This window comes from Cryptosporangium japonicum, assembly GCF_039524755.1.
Taxonomy (GTDB): domain Bacteria; phylum Actinomycetota; class Actinomycetes; order Mycobacteriales; family Cryptosporangiaceae; genus Cryptosporangium; species Cryptosporangium japonicum.
Map to the genome: position 1 here is coordinate 15,828 of NZ_BAAAGX010000027.1, position 19,998 is coordinate 35,825.

At 68.9% G+C, this 19,998-nt stretch carries 18 protein-coding genes and 1 pseudogene; 14 read left to right on the plus strand and 5 right to left on the minus strand.

Annotated elements, in window-relative coordinates; translation table 11 throughout:
- The first annotated feature begins 14 nt into the window (after positions 1-14).
- Positions 15-548 carry a DUF2269 family protein gene (locus ABD437_RS31070; RefSeq protein ID WP_344652507.1) on the plus strand — a complete coding sequence of 178 codons (534 nt, stop codon included), beginning with the start codon at positions 15-17 and terminating at the stop codon, positions 546-548.
- Here ABD437_RS31070 and ABD437_RS31075 read toward each other — a convergent pair.
- The 3 genes from ABD437_RS31075 to yczE are packed head-to-tail and all read right to left on the minus strand — an operon-like array spanning position 523 to position 3,662.
- Positions 523-1,857 (minus strand): amidase, encoded by a 1,335-nt coding sequence (locus ABD437_RS31075; protein ID WP_344652508.1) that lies wholly within the window; start codon positions 1,855-1,857, stop codon positions 523-525. The genes ABD437_RS31070 and ABD437_RS31075 overlap by 26 nt on opposite strands.
- Entirely contained in the window at positions 1,854-2,993 is a 1,140-nt protein-coding gene (locus ABD437_RS31080) for a cystathionine gamma-synthase (RefSeq protein WP_344652509.1), read from the minus strand. Before ABD437_RS31080 ends, ABD437_RS31075 begins: the two co-directional genes overlap by 4 nt.
- Positions 2,994-3,002: 9 nt before the next feature.
- Entirely contained in the window at positions 3,003-3,662 is a 660-nt protein-coding gene (gene yczE / locus ABD437_RS31085; protein ID WP_486304010.1) for a membrane protein YczE, read from the minus strand.
- A 60-nt stretch (positions 3,663-3,722) separates the two neighbouring features.
- Here yczE and yczR point away from each other — a divergent pair, with 60 nt between their 5' ends.
- The 4 genes and pseudogenes from yczR to ABD437_RS31105 form a co-directional block, all read left to right on the plus strand.
- Positions 3,723-5,180 carry a MocR-like transcription factor YczR gene (gene yczR / locus ABD437_RS31090; protein WP_344652510.1) on the plus strand — a complete coding sequence of 486 codons (1,458 nt, stop codon included), beginning with the start codon at positions 3,723-3,725 and terminating at the stop codon, positions 5,178-5,180.
- Between the two features lie 18 nt (positions 5,181-5,198).
- Positions 5,199-5,894: a peptide-methionine (S)-S-oxide reductase MsrA gene (gene msrA, locus ABD437_RS31095; RefSeq protein WP_344652511.1), complete on the plus strand. Its 696-nt coding sequence runs from the start codon at positions 5,199-5,201 to the stop codon at positions 5,892-5,894.
- A 205-nt stretch (positions 5,895-6,099) separates the two neighbouring features.
- Positions 6,100-7,581 (plus strand): ATP-binding protein, encoded by a 1,482-nt coding sequence (locus tag ABD437_RS31100; RefSeq protein WP_344652512.1) that lies wholly within the window; start codon positions 6,100-6,102, stop codon positions 7,579-7,581.
- Between the two features lie 338 nt (positions 7,582-7,919).
- A pseudogene (locus tag ABD437_RS31105) lies at positions 7,920-8,063 on the plus strand (peptide-methionine (S)-S-oxide reductase MsrA); the annotation flags it as partial.
- A gap of 205 nt (positions 8,064-8,268) precedes the next feature.
- Here ABD437_RS31105 and ABD437_RS31110 read toward each other — a convergent pair.
- Complete coding sequence (locus tag ABD437_RS31110) at positions 8,269-8,622, minus strand: ArsR/SmtB family transcription factor (RefSeq protein ID WP_344652513.1); 354 nt, start codon at positions 8,620-8,622, stop codon at positions 8,269-8,271.
- 89 nt (positions 8,623-8,711) lie between these two features.
- Here ABD437_RS31110 and ABD437_RS31115 point away from each other — a divergent pair, with 89 nt between their 5' ends.
- Positions 8,712-10,037, plus strand: a complete 1,326-nt coding sequence (locus ABD437_RS31115; protein WP_344652514.1) for an NAD(P)-binding domain-containing protein — start codon at positions 8,712-8,714, stop codon at positions 10,035-10,037.
- A 73-nt stretch (positions 10,038-10,110) separates the two neighbouring features.
- Positions 10,111-11,310, plus strand: a complete 1,200-nt coding sequence (locus ABD437_RS31120; protein WP_344652515.1) for an MFS transporter — start codon at positions 10,111-10,113, stop codon at positions 11,308-11,310.
- On the opposite strand, the gene ABD437_RS31125 is transcribed toward ABD437_RS31120, so the two are convergent.
- Positions 11,281-12,024: an MIP/aquaporin family protein gene (locus ABD437_RS31125; protein WP_344652516.1), complete on the minus strand. Its 744-nt coding sequence runs from the start codon at positions 12,022-12,024 to the stop codon at positions 11,281-11,283. The two genes, ABD437_RS31120 and ABD437_RS31125, sit on opposite strands and share 30 nt — an antisense overlap.
- Before the next feature lie 95 nt (positions 12,025-12,119).
- Between ABD437_RS31125 and ABD437_RS31130 the strand changes: the two genes are divergently transcribed.
- From ABD437_RS31130 to ABD437_RS31160, 7 genes are all read left to right on the plus strand, one after another.
- On the plus strand, positions 12,120-12,773 hold the full coding sequence (locus ABD437_RS31130) for an arsenate reductase/protein-tyrosine-phosphatase family protein (protein WP_344652587.1): 654 nt from the start codon (positions 12,120-12,122) through the stop codon (positions 12,771-12,773).
- Positions 12,774-12,789: 16 nt separating this feature from the next.
- On the plus strand, positions 12,790-13,197 hold the full coding sequence (locus ABD437_RS31135) for an arsenate reductase ArsC (RefSeq protein WP_344652517.1): 408 nt from the start codon (positions 12,790-12,792) through the stop codon (positions 13,195-13,197).
- Positions 13,198-13,736: 539 nt separating this feature from the next.
- A complete protein-coding gene (locus ABD437_RS31140) occupies positions 13,737-15,929 on the plus strand; it encodes an MMPL family transporter (RefSeq protein WP_344652518.1) in 2,193 nt (730 codons plus the stop codon).
- A gap of 103 nt (positions 15,930-16,032) precedes the next feature.
- A complete protein-coding gene (locus tag ABD437_RS31145) occupies positions 16,033-16,881 on the plus strand; it encodes an ABC transporter ATP-binding protein (protein ID WP_344652519.1) in 849 nt (282 codons plus the stop codon).
- Entirely contained in the window at positions 16,878-17,675 is a 798-nt protein-coding gene (locus ABD437_RS31150) for an ABC transporter permease (protein WP_344652520.1), read from the plus strand. The genes ABD437_RS31145 and ABD437_RS31150 overlap by 4 nt, the downstream gene beginning before the upstream one ends.
- Positions 17,672-18,877: a sensor histidine kinase gene (locus ABD437_RS31155; RefSeq protein WP_344652521.1), complete on the plus strand. Its 1,206-nt coding sequence runs from the start codon at positions 17,672-17,674 to the stop codon at positions 18,875-18,877. Before ABD437_RS31150 ends, ABD437_RS31155 begins: the two co-directional genes overlap by 4 nt.
- A complete protein-coding gene (locus ABD437_RS31160; RefSeq protein ID WP_344652522.1) occupies positions 18,874-19,500 on the plus strand; it encodes a response regulator in 627 nt (208 codons plus the stop codon). The genes ABD437_RS31155 and ABD437_RS31160 overlap by 4 nt, the downstream gene beginning before the upstream one ends.
- Positions 19,501-19,998 lie beyond the last annotated feature (498 nt).

The window sequence follows — 19,998 nt, forward strand, 5'->3', positions numbered from 1 at the left end:
GGTAGAACTGTGCCATGACGAAGTTCGTGTTGACGCTGCACGTCCTCGCGGCCGTGTTCCTCATCGGACCGATGGCGATCGCCCCGATGATCGGGATGCGTGCCATCCGCAGGCACGACGCGCGCGGCGTCCACGAAGCCGCACGCACCACCACGCTCTACACACTGCTGTCGCTGGTGGTGGCGGCGCTCGGCTTCGTGCTGATCGGCGTCAGCAACGGCCGGTGGTCGTTCGGCGACGCCTGGATCACGATCTCGATGACCCTGTACGTGATCGCGCTGCTGCTGGGCATCGGCGTGGTCGCACCGGGGCTGACCGGCGCCGCGCGCCTGCTCGACGCGTCGACGCCGGTGCCGGCGACCCAGGTTCCGGTCACCGACACCGCGGTCGAGACGCCGGAGCCCGCGGGCACCGACACCGCGACGATCGACGTCGAGACCCGCCGGAAGGTCGACGCCGCCTACGGGCGGGTCGCGGCTTCCAGCGGGATCGTCGCGCTGCTGCTGATCATCATCGTGATCTTCATGGTCGTGCGGCCGTTCCGCTGAGTTGCTCGGGGTGCCGCGGCCACGACAGGTCGGCTGCGGCACCCAGCAGCAGGTCTTCGCTTCCCGGCGGGCCGACCAGCTGCACCGACGCCGGGAGGCCGTCCGAACGCATCCCGGCGGGCACCGCGAGCGCCGGGAACCCGGCGAGGTTCCACATCCCCGGATACGGGGCCAGCCGCGTGGACATCTGGGCGTTCGGCCACCACGGCTTCGCCGACCACGCCTCGGCCCGCGCCGGCGCCTTCGCCAGCACCGGCATCACCAGCACGTCGACGTCGTCGAAGAAGGCCAGCGCCCGGTCGCGCCAGCGGTCGCGCTGACGCTCGTCGGCCAGACCGGCCCGGAGCGCCGCCCGGCCGACCGCCACGTGCGTGCGGGTGCGTGGCTGCAGCGCGGACTCGTCGATGTTGGGCGGGAGTTCGGCGGCGACCGCGCCGGTCCAGAACGCTCCGGCGAGCGTCTGGAGGCTCGCCGGAATCTTCGGGTTGCGCGCGAACGTGGAGTGCCCGGCCAGCGCGAACGCCCGGCCGACGCGGTGCAGCCCGTCGCGGGTCTCGGAGTCGGGCTGGGCGAACACCACCGGGGAACGGGACGAGATCGCGACCCGCAGCGGCTTCTTCCTGACCGTGATCTCCCGGCCGGCCATCACGCCGAGGCCGAGCGCCACGTCGTCGACCGTGGTGGCCAGGACGCCGTGTTCGGACAGGCCCAGCCAGCCTTCGCCGTCGGCGTGCGGGGTGACGCCGGCGCCGGGCTTGAAGCCGAGCACACCGCAGCACGCGGCCGGGATGCGGATCGAGCCCATGCCGTCGCTGCCGTGGGCCAGCGGCACCATGCCGGCGGCCACCGCCGCGCCCGCGCCGCCGGAGGAACCGCCGGCGCTGTAGTCGGGGTTCCACGGGCTGCGCGCGACGCCGTCGGGGTCGTCGCTGGTGGGGAAGATGCAGAGCTCGGGCACCCGGGTGAGGCCGACGACCACGGCTCCGGCCTCCCGCCAGCGCCGGACCAGGGGGTGGTCCTCGGTCGCCGGTGCGGACGAGGTGGCGAGGGAGCCGTCCCGCCGGACCTCGCCGGTGACCTCGACGTGGTCCTTGATCGCGACCGGTACGCCGGCCAGCGGGCCCTTCTCCGTTCGCTGGTCGACGGCGTCGGCCTCGCGCAGCGCCTCGGCGGTTCGGACGCGCCGGAACGCACCGTACTTCGGGTCGACCCGCTCGATGTGTTCCAGGTGCTGCTGGACCAGTTCGCGTGCCGTGATGCGGCCCTCGCGGACCGCGGCGGCCATCTCGGTGGCGGTCGCTCCGATCATGCCAGCGCCTGGAGGAGGTCCCCGATCAGGTCGTCGACGTTCTCGATGCCCACCGAGAGGCGGATCAGGTCGTCCGGCACCTCCAGCGGCGAGCCGGCCACGCTCTGGTGGGTCATCTTCCCCGGGTGCTCGATCAGCGACTCGACCCCGCCGAGCGACTCGGCCAGCGTGAAGAGCTGCGTCTTCGCGACGACCTCGAGCGCGGTTTCGAGGCCACCGTGCAGCCGGAGGCCGACCATGCCACCGAAGCGGCGCATCTGCTTGGCGGCGACCTCGTGGCCAGGGTGCTCGGGCCGGCCGGGGTAGAGCACGGTCTTGACGGCGGCGTGGCTGGCCAGCACCTCGACGATGCGCTCGGCGTTGTCGGAGTGCCGGTCCATGCGCACGCCGAGCGTCTTGATGCCGCGCAGCGTCAGCCAGGAGTCGAACGGGCCGGCGATCGCGCCGACGGCGTTCTGGTGGTAGCCGATCTTCTCCGCGAGTTCGGCGTCCTTCACGACGACGGCGCCGCCGACGACGTCGGAGTGACCGCCCATGTACTTGGTGGTGGAGTGCACGACCGCGTCGGCGCCGAGCGCGAGCGGCTGCTGCAGGTACGGCGACGCGAACGTGTTGTCGACGACGAGCAGTGCGCCCGCGTCGTGCGCGATGCCGGCCAGCGCCGCGATGTCGGCGATGCCGAGCAGCGGGTTCGTCGGGGTCTCGCACCAGAGCACCGCGGTTTCCGGGCGGATCGCGGCGCGCACGGCGTCGAGATCCGACAGGTCGACCGACGTGTGGCTGATGCCCCAGTTCGACAGCACCCCGGCGATGAGGCGGTAGCTGCCGCCGTACGCGTCACCGGGCATGAGCACGTGCGCGCCCGGCCGGGTGACGCTACGCAGCAGCGTGTCCTCCGCGGCGAGCCCGGACGCGAACGCGAAGCCCTTCAGCCCACCCTCGAGCGCGGCCAGGCACTCCTCCAGCGCCTGGCGCGTCGGGTTGCCACTGCGGGCGTACTCGAAGCCGCCGCGCAGGCCGCCCACGCCGTCCTGCTTGAACGTGGAGGACAGGTGGAGCGGCGGTACGACCGCACCGGTGCTCGGATCGGGGTCCTGACCGGCGTGAATGGCGAGCGTCTCGAAGGCGTGGGTCATGTAACGATGCTAGGCCGCCGCGGGGAGTTCGCCGTCGTCGGATGATCCGGCTGTGGACAACGGTGCGGTGCTGGGCACGGTGAGCAGCGGGAGAGCCAGGTGCACGACCGGGCCGATGCTGAGCGCGTAGAGCACGGTGCCGATGCCCACCGTGCCGCCGAGCAGCCAGCCGATGCCGAGCACGGCGATCTCGATGCCGGTGCGGATGATGCGGATCGATCCCCCGGTCTTCGCGACCAGCCCGGTCATCAGCCCGTCCCGTGGTCCCGGACCGAGCCCCGCCCCGATGTAGCAGCCGCCGGCGATGCCGTTGAGCACGATCGCCGCGATCATGAACGTCCACCGGCCGGGCAGCCACGTCATCGTCGGGAGCAGCCAGAGACTCGCGTCGACCGCCACCCCGATCACGACGACGTTGCTCAGCGTGCCGAGCCCCGGACGTTGCCGCAGCGGGATCCAGAGCAGCAGCACCGCCGCGCCGACGACGATCGTCACCGTCCCGAACGACCAGGGAACGTGGGACGCGATGCCCTGGTGGAACACGTCCCAGGGGTCCAGGCCGAGGTCCGCGCGGATCATCAGGGCCATCGAGAAGCCGTACAGTGCGAGGCCGACGTAGAGCTGGACGAGGCGACGAACCCGGTGATCGGGCGGTAGGAGGCTGTTCACGCCTCTACGGTTACTCCAATTGGCCTTCTATCCAATAGCCAATTTCGGGATAGTGGACTGGTGACCACCGATCGCCGGGTCAACGGCGCCCATCTGGTCCGCCTCCTCGGTGACTGGCGGAACGGGCCACTGCCGACCGCGCACGCCGGCCTGGCCAGCCGTCTCCGCCTGTTGATCCTGGACGGCCGGGTACCGCTGCACACCCGGATTCCCGCGGAGCGGGAACTCGCCGAAGCGCTCGGAGTGTCGCGGACCACCGTCGCGGCGGCGTACGAACGGCTCCGTTCGGACGGTTTCCTGGTCAGCCGCCGCGGCTCGGGCACCTGGACGCACCTGCCACCGGCCGGCGTGTCCGCGGCCGGCCCGGTCGCGACGCTCGGGGACGGGCTGCTCGACCTGGCGCACGCCGCGGCGCCGGCACCGGAGGAGTACCTGCACGCGGCGGCGGAGACCGCGGTCACCCAGCTGGCCCGCTTCCTGCCGACGCACGGCTACGACCCGCTCGGGCTGGTCGAGCTGCGGAGCGCCGTCGCCGACCGGTACACCGCGCGCGGCGTGCCGACCACCCCCGACCAGATCCTGGTCACCGGCGGCGCCCATCACGCGTTCGCGCTGGCCCTGCGCGCGTTGACGACACCCGGCGACCGCGTCGTCGTCGAGCACCCCACCTACCCGAACGCGCTCGAAGCCATCCGCTGGGCCGGCTGCCGCCCGGTGCCGGTGCCGTTCGGGCCGGACGGCTGGGACCTGGAGATGTTCGACGCGACGATCCGGCACGCCAACCCGCGGGTCGTCTACCTGGTGCCGGACTTCCAGAACCCGACCGGTTTCTACATGTCGGCCGCGGACCGCGCCGCGGTGGTGGAGACGACCACGCGGTCGGGCACCACCCTGGTCGTCGACGAGACCGTGGCCGAGCTCTGGCTGGACCGGCCCCCGGTGACGCCGGTGGGCCTCGACGCGGTGCTCACCACCGGCTCGACCAGCAAAGCGTTCTGGGGCGGGCTGCGTGTCGGCTGGCTGCGAGCCACCCCGGCGATGGTGCGGCGGGTGGGCGCGGCGCGGGCGTCGATGGACCTCTCGAGCCCCATCCTGGAGCAGCTGATGGCGGCCGCGCTGGTGCCGCGCACGCTCGAGGTCGTATCCGCGCGGCGCGCCTGGCTCCGGGACGCGCGGGCCCGGCTGCGGTCACGGCTCGCTACCCGGCTCCCGTCCTGGACGCTCAACTCACCGGCCGGCGGCCTGGCGTTCTGGGTGGACCTCGGCGCGCCGGTCTCGTCGTCGCTGGCGATCGCGGCGGAGCAGCACGGGGTCGCGCTCGCCGCCGGGCCCAGGTTCGGGCTCGACGGCGCGTTCGAGCGGTACGTCCGCCTGCCGTACACGCTGGAACCTTCGTCGGCGGACGAGGCCGTCGACCGGCTGGCGGCGGCGTTTCTCGCGGTGGTGGAGGATCCCCGGAACACCCGGTCGGCTTCCGGTGTTGAGATGGACGTGAGCCGGGCCGCCCGGCTCACTTGAATCGCAGGAGGCGAAACCATGCTGTTCGGCCGCAGCAAGTCCGAGCTGATCGCCGCGGAGAACGCACTCCCCGGCCGGGCGCAGCCGCTGCCGGTCGCCGCCCGCCACACCGTCCTCGACACCCCCCTGACCGGCCCCTGGCCGGAGGGCTACGAGACCGCCGTCTTCGGAATGGGCTGTTTCTGGGGTGCCGAGCGCATCTTCTGGCGGATTCCCGGCGTCTACTCCACCTCCGTGGGCTACGCGGGCGGTTACACGCCCAACGCGACCTACGAGGAGGTCTGCTCCGGCCTGACCGGACACGCCGAGGTCGTCCTCGTCGTCTACGACCCCGCGAAGGTCTCCTACGAGACGCTGCTCAAGGCGTTCTGGGAGAACCACGACCCGACGCAGGGCATGCGCCAGGGCAACGACCGAGGCACCCAGTACCGCTCGGCGATCTACACCACCACCGACGCCCAGGCCGCGACCGCGAAGGCGAGCCTGGAGGCCTTCCAGCCGGTAGCGACGGCGGGTGGCTTCGGCACGATCACCACCGAGATCGCCCCTCTCGGCGAGTACTTCTACGCCGAGAACTACCACCAGCAGTATCTCTCAAGTGCAAAAAACCCCAATGGGTACTGCAACCACGGCCCCAATGGGCTCAGCTGCCCCATCGGGATCGGGAACATGCCGGCGCAGACCTCCATCGAGGCTCCGGGCGCCGCGCACTGACGCGATGACGCACTAGCACTCCGCACGACGACGGGCGGTCCGACGAGCAGTCGGGCCGCCTGTGTGCTTAGCGGCCCCCGTCGATCACTGCTGCTTACTTGCACGATCATTCGACGCGGCCAGCCGTAGGACTGTGTACGACCATCTCTGGTTAGCTCGTTTGGTCTAGTCTTCCACCAGATTGCCGAGCGACCGAGGAGCAGCAGTGAGCCCCGAACGGGCATACGACTGGTTGATGAGCCTCGTTCGCGAGTTGATCGATCTACCACGCGAAACAGAATGGGTGGAGTACAAGCACAATAACTCCTCTCATGAACAGATCGGGGAATACGTCTCCGCTCTCGCGAACTCGGCCGCCCTCGATGGGCGTGACCGCGGATACGTTCTGTGGGGCGTCGAGGACAAGACACGGCGCCTAGTCGGAACTAGCTTTCGGCCACACGAAGAGAAGGTAGGAAATGAGCACCTTGCTAACTGGCTACTCCGCCACCTGTCGCCGCAAGTACATTTCGAGTTTTATGAGGTAGAAGTCGATGGACTCCCGATCGTCTTGTTGATCATCGGCCATGCAGAGGTTCAGCCGGTCGCCTTCAAGCGGGTTGAGTACATACGAATCGGTTCGTACAAGAAGAAGCTAGCGGAACATCCCGAAACCGCCCGCCGCCTTTGGAAGCAGTTCGTTCTAGGCTCGTTCGAAGATGGGACAGCGACCGACCGCCTGACCGAGTCAGAAGTTTTGCAGTTGCTCGACTACCCCGCCTACTTCGATCTGATGGCACTGCCGCTGCCGGAAGATCGCGGCGGAATCATTTCGACACTATCCGTCGAGGGCTTCATTTCCCGCGACGACTCGGGCCGACTCAGCATTACCAATCTTGGCGGGATTCTGTTCGCAAAAAGGCTCGACGACTTCCCGTCGCTTCGACGAAAAGCCGTGAGAGTTATTCAGTACTCGAGTAACAGCCGAGTTGCAACCGTCAAAGAGCAACTAGGCGTTCACGGGTACGCCGCCGGATTCGCTGGACTAATCTCGTACATAAATGGCCTACTGCCTTCAAATGAGGTGGTCGGGCAGGCTTTGCGGCAGACAGTCAAGATGTACCCGGAGTTGGCGATCCGCGAGTTGGTCGCCAACGCGCTGATACATCAGGACTTTTCGATCACCGGCGCAGGTCCGATGGTAGAGATTTTTGATGACAGGATCGAGATTACAAACCCTGGCTTGCCTCTTATTGATCCGCTGCGCTTCATCGACAGTCCTCCCCGCTCTCGGAATGAACGACTCGGCACGATAATGCGCCGGGGCGGAATATGCGAAGAACGGGGCAGCGGATGGGACAAGATCGGACTCGAAATTGAGCTTCACCAACTCCCCGCGCCGCTGATCGAGGTAGACAACGATCATACGCGCGTAACTCTTCTCAGCTATCGAGCCTTGAAGGACATGGATCGATCCGACCGCGTTCGAGCTGTCTATCTGCACACTTGCTTGCGTTACGTGAGTCGCCAGAAAGTAACAAATACGTCGATACGCGAACGCTTCGGAATCAGCCAACAAAACAGCGCCAAAGCTTCCCGCCTCATCAAAGAGGCGGTAGAGGACGGGATGATTGCGCTACGCGACCCTCACGCACCCCTGAGACTTCGCGAGTATGTGCCTAGCTGGGCCGCTTCCAGCACTCTGTGAGACGGAGGCTGGCTGATGAGTGGCACGCTTCCTTTGATGAGCTGGCCGCCATGAGACGCCACGCGCGCCTCACGAGGCCCTGACCAGCATGTATGTCACCAAGTTTGTTTGACGGTTGTTTGACGATGGCTTGCGGAACCGCAAGCTAACTACCTTCCCCCCCGGCACTGGCCGCGAGCTGACGCCGCAGTGACAACCGATCGCTGGAGCACCCAGAGTTAGGGCCGCGCCTGCTCGCATGGCGCGCGGGCGGGGAGCTCTCCCATCTCAGCCTGGCAACCCCACCGCAGCCGTCTGCGCCATCCAGCCGCGCAACCCCTACGGGCTAAATCGAGCCGGACAACTACCACCAGCAGTACTTGAGCGACGCCAAGAACCCGAACGGGTACTGCAACCACGGGCCGAATGGGCTCAGCTGCCCCATCGGTATCGGGAACGTGCCGGCTCAGACCTCGATCGAGGCTCCGGGCGCCGCGCACTAGCGCGCTAGCTCTTCGCATCGCCGCGGGCGGTCCGACTACACGTCGGGCCGCCCGTTTCGCTTTCGTCACGGTGACGCTACTTGATCTCTTCCGCCCACTCATCCCAATGAGGGGCGACGTTGCCGCTGATACCTAGCGCGCTTTCGATGCCCCGGCGCTGACGCGCCACCCCACCGCGCGAACGCGGCCGGAGGCGCTCGGGGGATCAGGCAGGAACCGGAGCGAGTGCGCGCGACAAGGCCCCGAGCGCCTCGGGGACGAGGCGGTAGTACGCCCACTTGCCTCGCTGCTCACGGACAACCAGGCCGGCCTCGGCGAGCAGCCTCATGTGATGAGACACGGTCGGCTGCGCGAGTCCCACCGGCTCGGTGAGGTCACAGATACACGCCTCGCCACCTTCCGACGCGGCGATCAGCGACACGAGTCGTACGCGGGTCGGATCACCGAGCGCCTTGAACACTCGCGCGAGCGCCGCCGCGGCATCCTCATCGAGCACGCCGCCAGTCACCGGTGAGCAGCAGGCATCCATCGCCAGGGGGAGTGCCGTACGAAGAGCCATGACATCAGTCTGCCAGTTCGCATTGACAGTTGTCGATGGGAGCGGCACGCTAGGACGCATTCAAGTTCTTCGATGCATGGAGGTGCGGGGTGTCTGATCTTCCGGTCGTCGTGATCGGCGCGGGTCCGCAAGGACTCGCAGCTGCGGCTCACCTGCGCGAGCGCGGGTTGACGCCGCTGGTGCTGGAAGCCGGTCCCGTTCCGGCCTTCGCGGTGAGCCAGTGGGCGCACGTCCGGCTGTTCTCCGGGTGGAACGAGTTGGTGGACCCCGCCGCTGCTCGACTGCTGGAGCCGACCGGTTGGTCCGCGCCGACCGAGGGCTACCCCACCGGCGGAGAGTGGATCGACTCGTATCTGGCGCCACTGGCCGCCGCTCTCGGCGACCTCGTCCGGACCGGAGCACGAGTCACCGGCGTCTCTCGTAAGGGCCGTGACCGGCTGATCGACGCCGGCCGAGACGAGCAGCCGTTCACCGTCCACGTCACGACCGCCGGAGGCTGCGAAGGCAAGATCGACGCCCTCGCGGTGATCGATGCCTCCGGAACCTGGACCTCACCGAATCCGGCCGGCGCGGACGGACTCCCCGCCATCGGAGAACGGGCAGCGGCCGAGGCCGGAGTGATCACGTACCTCCCACCCACGCCCGAGCAGGCCGACGGTTTCGCCGGGCGCCACCTCGTGGTGGTCGGCGCCGGCCACTCGGCGATGACGGCAGTGATCCAGTTGGGTGCGATCGCCGAAACGAACCCCGGGACGCGGGTCTCGTGGGTGGTTCGTCGCGGCGGAAGCGGTGTTTCGTTCGGTGGTGGAGCGGCCGACCAGTTGCCTGAGCGCGGCGCCCTCGGTCTCGGCGCGAAGGCCGCTGTAGACAAGGGACTCGTGGAACTGGTGACCGGATTCCGCACCGACGCCGTCACACTCGCCGACGGACGAGCGGTACTACGCGGCGAAGACGGACGCGAGCTAGCGCCGGCCGACCACGTCATCGTGCTGACCGGGTTCCGTCCGGACCTGTCGTTCCTCACCGAAATGCGCCTGGAACTCGACGCCACCCTCCAGGCACCTGTGCGGATCGCCGCCGAAGTCGACCCGAACATCCACAGCTGCGGTGACGTCCGCGCCACCGGTGCGGCCGACCTGTCCCACCCCGAGAAAAACCTCTACTTGGTCGGGATGAAGTCCTACGGTCGTGCGCCGACGTTCCTCGCGATGACTGGCTATGAGCAGGTGCGCTCGGTCGCCGCGGAGCTGGCCGGGGACCACGAGGCCGCCGCACGCGTCGAACTGGTGCTGCCCGACACCGGCGTCTGCGGGGGTAGCGGTGCGTTCGACGACCCGGCCGGATCATCGGGTGGATGCTGCGGTCCCGCTTCCGCGGCGCCCGAGCTCATTCAGCTGACTGCTCCAGGACGCTGACCTCAAGCACGAGCACGAAAGATCATCGATGACCCAGCGCTCAGCCCGGCCCAGCACCACGGCCCCGAGCACCATGCCGACCGGACGGGCGTTGGGTTGGGCGCTGGGTGTGCTCTGCCTGACCGAGATCGTCTCGTGGGGCGTCCTCTACTACGCCTTTCCCGTGCTCGCGGCCGGCATCACCACCAACACCGGGTGGTCGACGCCGACCATCACGGCCGCGTTCTCAGCGGCGCTCGTCGTCTCCGCGCTGGCCGGAATCGTGGTGGGTCGAATCATGCACCGCCACGGACCGCGCTGGCTGATGACCGGTGGCTCACTACTCGCGGTCAGTGCCGTCGTCCTCATCGCCTCGGCGCCGTCACTGCCGATCTTCGTCGCCGGATGGCTACTGGCCGGGCTGGCCATGTCGTGTGTCCTCTACGCGCCGGCCTTCGCCGCTGTCACCGTCTGGTTCGGGCCTCGGCGACTGCGCGCGCTGACCGCGATCACGCTGGTTGCCGGCCTGGCAAGCACGGTGTTCGCGCCGTTGACCGCGGCCCTCGACACTCACCTCTCGTGGCGAGGCACCTACCTCGTTCTCGCCGTCGTGCTCGCGGTGCTCACCGTGCCGACCCACTACTTCGGCCTCCGTCCGGCGTGGCCACCTGCGTCACCCCGCCCCGTAGAGAACGAGTCGTCCGCGGACCCGGCCGACGTACGGCCCGTGCACTGGCCTCAGTTCTGGCTGCTGGCGACCGCGTTCACGATCAACACGGTGTGCCTCTACGCCACCGTTATCAACCTCGTGCCGCTGCTGCACGATCGCGGGTACAACAGCACCGCAGCTTCCTGGGCGCTGGGCATCGGCGGCGTCGGACAAGTCCTCGGACGGCTTGGATACGCCACGCTGACCCGCCGCACCGGCCTCACGCTCCGCACTGCCGCGATCTTCGCCGGAGCGGCGATCACGACCGGCCTGTTTGCGCTTCTGCCCGGCCCCTACCTGGTGCTGCTGTTCGTCGCGCTGATCGCTGGAAACGCCCGCGGACTGGCCACCCTGCTTTCCGCGACCGCCGTCTCCGACCGATGGGGCACCGCCCGATACGCCCGCCTCAACGGCCTCTTCCACGCCCCGCAGATGCTCGCCTCCGCGCTGGCGCCATTCCTCGGCGCCTGGCTTGCCGGAGTCCTCGGCGGTTACCCGATTGCATTCGGTGCCCTCGCCATAGTCGGAGCCGTAGCAGTCGCCGCCGCGACGTTCTCAGGCTCCCGACGGACGGCTGAGCGATAGCTTGCTGTTCTCGCTGGGGACGACAGCGTCCGCAGCTTCGGTCGAGGTGAGCCCCGGGTAGAGCACGCGCACCAGCACGACACCCAGCGCGCCTCCGGCGAGTTGCGCTACGACGAATGCGGGAGCCGATGAGGGAGCGATGCCGGCGAAGGTGTCCGAGAACATCCGGCCGACCGTGATCGCCGGGTTCGCGAAGCTGGTCGACGACGTGAACCAGTACGCCGCGCCGATGTAGGCCGCGACCGCGCCCGGCGCGATGGACGCCCGGCCCGAACGAGCCAGCGAAAAGATCACCAACACCAGTCCGGCAGTGGCCACGACCTCGGCGAGCAAGTGCGGGCCGGTCGCTCGCTCCGTGTTGCTGATACTGACGGCAGGCTGCGCGAACATCACGTTGGCGAGCACCGCGCCAGCCACACATCCGAGCAACTGCACCAGGACGTACGCAGCCGCGGTCCGCCAGGGCAGTGCGCCGAGCACGGCGTCGGTCAGCGAGACCACCGGATTGAAGTGCGCGCCGCTGACCGGTCCGAACATCAGGATGATCGCGAACAGGCCGGCCGCCGTCGCTGCGGCGTTCTCCAGCAATTGCAGCCCGACGTCGTCGGACAGCTGTTGAGCAGCGATCCCCGATCCGACGACCAGGGCAGCCAGCAATGCACTACCAAGGCCCTCCGCTAGCAGCGTCCGCCCCAGCGACTTGACTCCTGACATGGGCACACCATACTTGACTCAAGTTTCATTGAGTCAATATTGATTGAGGTGAGTCGGTGCCTCGGACGTCCGAAGACTTCCAGCGCCGCGCAGCGATGCATGCTGCGCTCGGGGAGCCAGTCCGCCTGGCGATCACCGACCGCCTCGCCCTCGGTGACGCGTCACCCGGCGAGCTGAGCACCCAGCTGGGAATGCCGACGAACCTCCTCGCCCATCACCTCCGCGTACTGGAGGAGGCCGGGCTGATCCACCGCGGACGATCGGAAGGCGACCGACGGCGCAGTTATCTGCGGCTCGCTCTCGATGACGAACAGGTCGCGCGCCTGACCACGCCCATAACGACGTTCGACGAAGCCAGCACCGAGCGAGTCGTGTTCGTCTGTACTCACAACTCCGCCCGCTCGCAGCTGGCCGCCGCCGCCTGGGCACGCGTGAGCCCGGTGCCCACTGCCTCGGCCGGGACGCACCCGGCGGCCCGCGTCCATCCCCGGGCGGTTCAGGTCGGTCGTCGACATGGCCTGCATCTCGACACCACCGCAACCGCCCACCTCGACCAGGTGGTGCGCACGGGAGACCTGATCGTCGCCGTCTGCGACAACGCGCACGAGGAACTCGCCGAGCCCGCCGACCGGCTGCACTGGTCGGTTCCCAACCCCGCCGTAGTCGATACCGACGCGGCCTTCGAAGAGGCCTATCAGCAGATCGCCGAGCGCGTCGACCGGCTCGCCCACGCCGTCCGCTCTGCCTGACCCGAGGAGCCCCACCATGGCCGATAAACCCAGCGTCCTGTTCGTCTGCGTCCACAACGCCGGCCGCTCCCAGATGGCCGCCGGATGGCTCACCCACCTGGCCGGAGACGCCGTCGAGGTGCGCTCCGCCGGCTCCGCACCCGCCGACACCATCAACCCCGTCGCCGTCGACGCCATGCGCGAAGTCGGCATCGACATCACGGGTCAGACGCCGAAAATCCTCACCGTCGACGCTGTCCAAGCCTCCGACGTCGTCATCACCATGGGCTGCGACGACACCTGCCCGATTTTCCCGGGCAAACGCTACGAGGACTGGGACCTCACCGACCCCGCCGGACAGGGCATCGAGACGGTACGCCACGTCCGCGACGAGATTCGTGCGCGCATCGAGAAACTGCTGGTGGAACTCGACGTGGCGTCATGACGTCGAGCCGGAGCGTACGTGCTCCGGCTCTCACGCCGCATCATCCGCGCTGGCGTCATCCGGCCCGCGCGCTTTGGGTTCTTCGTCCTCGGAGTCGAGTAGATCGACACCGAGTAGGCGACCGATCCGGTGCCACTTGACTTCCGACCACACCGGCGCATGTGCGCGTTGCACGGCGTGCCGTCGGGGCGGGTTTTGCCGCAGCGGAGAATGCCACATTGCGCAGCGCACGCACCGTGGCAATTGCGCCTTCGCCCGAGGCGGCAAGTCCTCGCTCCCACCTCGTCGCAGCCGCGTCCGTCGCCGCGGCGAGGACCAAGCGGCGAGCCCTCATGCAAGCTGGACGGGCGACCACGGCCCAGGTCTCGATCGCGGTTCCGGTCAACGTGTCCGACCCTGGTGGGGACCTCCGCAGTAGCGAGGCTGTGGCTTGCCCCAGGGAACTCGATGGCGATCCCCAGCGCCCGCGCCCCGAGCGCGAAAATAGCGTCCTTCCCGCACATCAAGCCCGGTAACAGCGGCGGGAAGGACGTACGACGGTGAGCAAGAAAGCCTGGACCGCACGGATCGCCCTCTGGAGCGCACGGCATTCGTGGGCGGCGATCGCCCTGTGGATTACGTTCGTGGCGCTCGCGATCGTCGCGGGGAACGCGGTCGGCACGAACTCCGTGCCGGACGACGAGACCGGCGTCGGGGAGTCCGGTCTGGTCAGCCGCATCGTGGCGTCCGGGCACTTCCCGGAGAAGCCGGAAGAGAACATCCTCGTCACCGCCCGGAACGGGCCGCTCGACTCGGGGATCGCTCGCGCAGCGGTCGATGACCTGACCGAGGGAATGCGCTCTCTCCCCCAGGTGGAATCAGTCGGTGAGGCCATTCCGTCGGTTGATCGACGCGCCCTGCTCGTCCCGGTCGTGATGACCGGCGATACGGAAACTGCTGATCGCCGCGTCGAACCTCTACTGGCGGTCAGTGCGCGAACCCAGGCGGCTCATCCCTCGCTCCGCATCGAACAAGTCGGAACCGGATCGACGGCAAAGGGACTGACCGAGACGCTGGGCGAGGATTTCACCCGGGCCGAACTCGTCAGTGTCCCACTTACGCTCGTGATTCTGCTCGGCGTCTTCGGAGCGCTCGTCGCCGCCAGCGTGCCGGTTGTCGTCGCGCTCACCTCGGTCGGCGCCGCGCTCGGTCTCTCCTCGCTGGCCTCCCAGGTGCTACCCGCGACCAGCCTGGTGAGCAGCGTCGTTCTCCTGATGGGGATGGCCGTCGGCGTCGACTACTCGCTTTTCTACCTCTCGCGGGAGCGCGAGGAACTACGGAACGGCGTGTCCCGTCCCGACGCGGTTCGAATCGCCGCGCAAACGTCAGGGCACACGGTCGTGGTCTCGGGCGCCACCGTGATCGTCGCGATGGGCGGGCTCTACCTCGCCGGTCAGGCGACGTTCCGATCGCTGGCCACCGGCTCGATCATCGTGGTGGCCGTCGCGGTGCTGGCTTCGCTCATCGCGGTACCCGCTCTGCTCGCGAGGCTGGGCGGCTGGGTCGATCGGCTCCGAGTGCCGGTCCTCTGGCGGTTGTCCGTCCGCTCGGGTGAGCCCCGGCTCTGGCCGCGGCTGCTCACGCCGTCACTGCGTCACCCGGCGACAACGTTGATGGTGTCGGTCGGGCTCCTGCTTCTTCTCGCCGCCCCGGCGCTGACCATGACGTTGAAACAGCCGGGCACCGACGATCTGCCGCGCGACATCCCGGTGGTACAGGCGCTCGAGCACGTCAGGACGGCGTTCCCGAGCGAGGGGACGACGCACGTGGTGGCCGTGCGTGCGCCTGCCCACGCGGCGCCGGAGGTCCGAACCGCTCTGCAGCTGCTCGCTGATCGGGTCGAGGCCAGCGACCTGTTCGCGCACGACCGTGAACCCCAGCTCCAGGTTTCCGGCGACGCCCGCGTGCACGTGCTCACGGTCGGCACCCCGTTCGGCTCACGGAGCGAGCAAGCAGCCACGTCGCTGCGGACGCTGCGCTCCTGGCTGCCGGAGTCGCTCGACGGGACGCCCGACCTCGAGAGCGGAGTCGGTGGGAAGGTCGGCCAGAGCCTCGATTTCACGGACCACCTGAAACGGCGTACACCGTGGGTGTTCGGATTCGTGCTGACCCTCACGTTCGTCGCGATGGCCTGGGCTTTCCGCTCGCTCGCGATCGCCGTCACCGCCGTGGCGCTGAACCTGCTCTCGGCCGCCGCGGCGTTCGGAGTGCTGGTCGGCGTGTTCCAGCACACCTGGGCAGAATCCGTTCTGGACTTCCGATCATCGGGTGCGGTTGTCTCCTGGCTCCCGCTCTTCCTCTTCGTCGTCCTGTTCGGGTTGTCGATGGACTACCACGTGTTCGTCGTCAGCCGGATCCGAGAAGCAGCCGTCCGACGGGTCCCGCTCCGAGCGGCGATCGCTCAGGGAATAACCGGGTCCGCCGGAGTCGTCACCAGCGCCGCGTTCGTCATGGTCGGGGTGTTCTCGATTTTCGGAACACTCAGCCTGATCGAGTTCAAGCAACTCGGGGTCGGCCTGGCCGCCGCGATCCTGATCGACGCCGTGGTGATTCGGATCTTCGTGCTGCCGGCCGCGATGGCGCTCCTCGGACCGTTCAACTGGTGGCCAGGAAACCTCGCCGCGCCGACCGGCAACCGCGCCACGCCCGCCGAGGAGATCACCCAGAAGCTACCGATTCGACTACCGCACTGAGGAGTAGCACGATCGTCGACCCAACTCCTACCGCGCGGCGGCTACGTGCGCGTCCATCGATCGGTTGACCCGGTGACCCCGACGAGCCACGACGATCGTGGTCGTGACCGACGCATTCGCCATCGAGACCAAGGGCCTGCGCAAGACCTACGCCACCCACCACGCAGTCGACTCGCTCGACCTCACCGTCGAGCGGGGTGAGGTGTTCGCCCTGCTCGGGCCGAACGGGGCCGGCAAGACCACGACCGTCGAGATGCTCGAGGGATACCGCAAACGGAGCGGCGGCGACGTCAGCGTGCTCGGCGTCGATCCGCAGCGGCGCACGCTGGACTGGCGAGCGCGGATCGGGATCGTGCTGCAGTCCACCGGCGAATTCGAGGATCTCTCGGTGCAGGAGGTCGTGGAACACTTCGCGCGGTACTACCCCCACCCTGACCAGCCGATGAAGGTGATCGAGCGGGTCGGGCTGCTCGACAAACGCAAGGACCGGGCCAGGGTGCTCTCCGGCGGGCAGCGGCGGCGGCTCGACGTGGCGCTGGGCATCATCGGCCGGCCGGAACTGCTGTTCCTCGACGAACCGACGACCGGCTTCGACCCGCAGGCAAGGCGCGAGTTCTGGGAGCTGATCCGGGATCTCGCCGCCGGCGGTACGACGATCCTGCTCACCACGCACTACCTCGACGAGGCGGAGACCCTCGCCGACCGCGTCGGCGTGATCGCCCGCGGCCGGCTGGTGGCGGTCGCCACGCCGGCGACCCTCGGGGGTCGGGGCACCGCGGCGGCGAAGGTGCGCTGGGCCACCCCCGACGGGCCGCAGGAGCACGACACCGACACCCCGGCGACGTTCGTGGCCGACCTGGTCACGCGGTTCGGCGGTGAGGTGCCGGAGCTGACGGTCACCCGACCGTCGCTGGAGGACGCGTACCTCTCGATGATCCAGGAGACGGCATGACCCTCACATTACGTCTCGGGCTGCTACGCAGTGGCCTGGAGGTGCGCCAGTTCTTCCGCGGCCGCGAGTCGGTCATCTTCTCCTTCGCGCTGCCGATCCTGCTGCTCGTCGTGTTCGGGTCGGTCTTCGGCGGCGCGGACGCGGCTCCCGGGGTGACGCTCACGCAGTACTTCGTGCCCGGCATGATCGCCGCCGCGCAGCTCACGAACGGCTTCCAGACCCTCGCGATCCAGATTCCGGTGGAGCGGGACCGGGGCGTGCTGAAGCGTCTCTACGGAATGCCGATGCCGGCCAGCTCGTACTTCATCGGCAAGGTCGTCATGGTGTACCTCGTCGGGGTGGTCGGGACCGCCGTCATGCTGGCCATCGCGACCGCGTTCTTCGACGTGACGCTGCCCTCGACCGGCCGGCAGTGGTTCACGCTGCTCTGGGTGTCGCTGCTGGGCATCGCCGCCTGCACGCTGTGCGGGATCGCGTTCTCCTCGGTCCCGCGGGAAGCGAAGCGGGCGCCTGCCGTGGTCACGCCGGTGGCGCTGGTGCTGCAGTTCATCTCGGGCGTCTTCTTCGTCTTCACCGACCTGCCCGGCTGGATGCAGCAGGTCGCCGCGGTCTTCCCGCTGAAATGGATGGCGCAGGGCATGCGCTCGGTGTTCCTGCCGGACTCGTTCGCCGTGAACGAGGCGGCCGGCTCTTGGGAGCTGGACCGGGTTGCCCTCATGCTGGGGGTCTGGGTGATCGTCGGGCTGGCGCTGTGCCTGCTCACGTTCCGCTGGACCGGCCGGGAGGATCGTTGAGCGCTGCGCCGCTGGGCGAGCACGTCTGGGATCGGTTCCACGCCGGCTGGCACGCGGTGGCGGTCGTCGTGCCGGTCTCCACCGGTGTGCTGGTCTGGGTCGACGACGCGCTGAGTACACGCGCGCGTCTGCTGGCGTCGCTGTTGCTGTGCGCTTTTCTCCTCTGGTACGGCTCGATCGGCGCCCGCCTGATCGGACGCCCCGACGAGCGCCGCGCCAGGGTGCAGCTCGCCGGGGAGCTCGCCCTCTTCGCCGGACTCGTCGTCGTGTCGATGACCGCGCTGTTCCTGCTCTCGGTGCTCTTCCTGCACGTGTTCCTGCTGCTCGGCCGGTGGCGCAACCGACTGATCGCCCTCGGGGTCCTCGCCGCGGTGATCCTCGGCGGCACGTTCGTCCACCTCGGGGTCTCCACCGCCACCGCGCTCGCCCTCCTGCTGACGGTGGTCGTGCCGATCCTGTCGGCCGTCCTGATCGGCGGCTTCATCTCCGCGCTCATCACGCAGAGCCGCGCCCGCGGCGCGCTCATCGCCGAGCTGACCGAGACCCGAGCCGCCCTCGCCCGCGAACGACACGCGGCCGGCATGACGGCCGAGCGCCAGCGGCTGTCGGCCGAAATCCACGACACGCTCGCGCAGGGCTTCACCAGCATCCTGATGCTCACCCAGTCGGCCCGGATGACCCTGGAGCGCGACGCCGCACCGGTGCCGGACCAGCTCGACCTCATCGAGCGCACCGCCCGCGAGAACCTCGCCGAGGCGCGCTCCCTGGTCGCCGCACTGCGCCCGCCCGACCTCAGCGCGCACGGCCTGGCCGAGGCCCTGGCCCGGCTGGCCGAGCGGCACACCCGCGACACCGGCGTACCGGTGACCGTCGAGCTGGCCGAGCCCGCGGACGGCGGGTCCCCCGAGCACGACGCCGTGCTCCTGCGGGCCGCCCAGGAGGCCCTCACCAACGTGCGGCGGCACGCGAACGCGTCGTCGGTCCGCATCGTGCTCTCCTCCGGCGCGCTCGCCGTCACCGACGACGGCCAGGGCTTCGAACCGGATCGCCCGCACGACGGCTACGGCCTCGCCGGGATGCGCAGCCGCGCGATCGGCTTCGGCGGCACGTGCACGGTCGTCTCGGCGCCGGGCGAGGGCGCGACGGTCCGGGTGGAACTGCCACCCCCGGTTGCGACGTCACCGCCGGAGTCTTCCCCGTGACGGTCCGCGTGCTGCTCGTCGACGACCATCCGGTGGTCCGCGTCGGTCTGCGCGGCATGCTCGACCTGTCCGACGACCTGCACGTCGTCGGTGAGGCGGCCTCCGGCGACGAGGCCCTGGCCCTCACCGCGACCCTGCGCCCCGACGTGGTCCTCATGGACCTGCGCATGCCGGGCATGGACGGCGCCGACGCGACCGCGCGCATCGTCACCCGCGTCCCCGGCGTGCGTGTCCTGGTCCTCACCACTTACGACACCGACGACGACATCCTGCGCGCCATCGAGGCGGGCGCGGCCGGCTACCTGCTCAAGGACACGCCGCTCGCCCAGTTGGTCGCCGCGATCCACGCCGCGGCCCGCGGCGAGTCGGTCCTCGCCCCACCGGTCGCCGCGCGACTGGCCGACCGGCGGCGCACCTCGCCCGCCGAACAGCTCACCCCGCGCGAGGTCGAGGTGCTCAGCCTCGTCGCCCAGGGCCTGTCCAACGCGAAAATCGGGCGCGTGCTGTTCATCAGCGAGGCGACGGTCAAAACCCACCTCTTACGCACGTTCATGAAACTGGGCGTGAACGACCGAACCGCCGCCGTCACCGCCGCCTTGTCCCGCGGAGCACTCCGCGCCTAGTAGCCACGCTCGCCAAGCGCCACTCCTCGTCGTTCGCAGCCCAGTCGTCGTCCGCGAAGACGCACATCGTTCGGCGGCTGAGACCAGCAGTGTTTGAGCGACGTCAACAACCCGAACCGGTGCTGCAGTCACGGGCCGAACGGGCTCTCGTGCCCGACCGGGATCGGGAAAGTGCCACCCCAGCCTTCGGTCGAGGCTCCATGCGCCACGCGCTGACGCGGTGAAGTACTAGGACCGAGCTCGGCACCGGGCAGTCACTGGACAGCCAGGCCGCCGCTTGGTCTGCCATACGTGGAGTGTAAGCGCCGGTCAACACGTTCCCAGCCGCCGAACTTCATGTCGCGAGGAGTGCACCGAACCCTTCGGCATCGGCCCCGACCGACGTCTCTCTCTGAACCTTGCATGCGATCGGGCCGCCCGTCCCTGCAACCGGGGCGTCGGATGATGGCGTGTATGCGTCTCCCGGGTGGGCGGTCCGCCACTGTCGCTACGGCTTAC